This is a genomic window from Arthrobacter sp. JCM 19049 (assembly GCF_001310435.1).
The window spans coordinates 1-853 of sequence record NZ_BAXF01000742.1 but is presented as its reverse complement, the minus strand read 5'-3'; the positions used below and the strand labels follow the sequence as shown (position 1 = coordinate 853).

The following is an 853-nucleotide window of genomic DNA, read 5'->3' as shown; positions in this document are numbered from 1 at the left end:
GGCTCCTCCAGCGCCTCCAGCTGCACGACCAGTTTCGCGTCGGGCATTGCCAACGCGGTCAGTTCCTGGCTGACCCGCTTGGACAGCAGCTTGGCGGCCTTGGTGCGGGCCCGGGTCAGCTCCGCGGCCAGCGAGGAAACCTCATTGCCCAGCTTGGTGCTGCGCTCCTGCAGTTCCGTGATGCGGGTGTCATCCCCGCCCAGCTCCTCCAGCCGGGTCCGGGAGGCGTCGGCCCACTGCAGCACCTCATCGATGCTCGGGGCGTATTTGCGCAGCAGCTTGCCCAGCTCCGCGCGCCGCGCCTCCACCTGGGCCAGGCGTTCGGGGCCCTCCTCGTCCAGATCCGCCAGGTAGGCCGAGATGTCGCTGGAGAGCTCCGAGGCCAGGATGCCCAGTTCCGCGGCGCGGTCCGCAAACCCCTGCAGGCCGGGTCGTCTCCCCCGGCGGCGGCCAGCACCCCGCGCGCGCTTTCCACCAGCGAGTTGATGCCCGGGGTCTCAAAATCCTCGCTGTCCAGGATGCCGTGGGCCTGGACGGCGGCGTTGCGCAGCGATTCGACGTTGCCCAGCTTCGTGGCGGCCTCGCGCAGCTGCTCATCCTCCCCCGGCTGCGGTCGATCCCGTCGATCTCCTCCAGCGCCAGGCGCAGGTTTTCCGCCTCCCGCACCCGGTCGCGCGAATCCTGCTTCAGGCTGGCCAGCTCACGGCTGACCTCGCGCCACTGGCGGTAGCTGCGCTGGTAGCGGGCCAGGGTGCGGGAAAAGTCATCACCGGCGAAGCGGTCCAGGGCGTCGCGCTGCGCGCCGGCCTCCTTCAACCGGATCTGTCGGACTGGCCGTGCACCGCCACCAGCT

At 70.5% G+C, this 853-nt stretch carries 2 pseudogenes; both read right to left on the bottom strand.

The window, feature by feature from the left end:
* Window positions 1-308, bottom strand: a pseudogene (locus tag JCM19049_RS15915) (DNA repair protein RecN); the annotation flags it as partial.
* A pseudogene (locus JCM19049_RS21510) lies at window positions 247-853 on the bottom strand (hypothetical protein); the annotation flags it as partial. The pseudogenes JCM19049_RS21510 and JCM19049_RS15915, both read right to left, overlap by 62 nt.